This window comes from Cupriavidus sp. SIMBA_020, from assembly GCF_046535395.1.
GTDB classification, from domain to species: Bacteria; Pseudomonadota; Gammaproteobacteria; order Burkholderiales; family Burkholderiaceae; genus Cupriavidus; species Cupriavidus campinensis.
Window position 1 is genome coordinate 1 of the sequence record NZ_JAWRWU010001130.1, and the last position, 254, is coordinate 254.

The following is a 254-nucleotide window of genomic DNA, read 5'->3' on the forward strand; positions in this document are numbered from 1 at the left end:
CGCGATGACGATCTGGTATTCGTTCTCGCGCTACAACCTGCTGAACCCGGACGTGAAGGGCTTCGCGGGGCTCGACAACTACCGCTTCCTCGCGACCGATCCGTCGTTCCTGCCCGCGATCTGGCACACGCTCGTGCTGATCGGCGCGGTGCTCGCGATCACGGTGGTCGGCGGCGTGCTGATGGCCGTGCTGTTCGACCGCAAGTTCTACGGGCAGGGCATCGCGCGGCTGCTCGCGATCGCGCCGTTCTTCG

General features: G+C 66.1%; 1 pseudogene. It reads left to right on the forward strand.

From position 1 onward, the window contains the following. Window positions 1-254 (forward strand): annotated as a pseudogene (locus tag SB751_RS33050) (sugar ABC transporter permease); the annotation flags it as partial.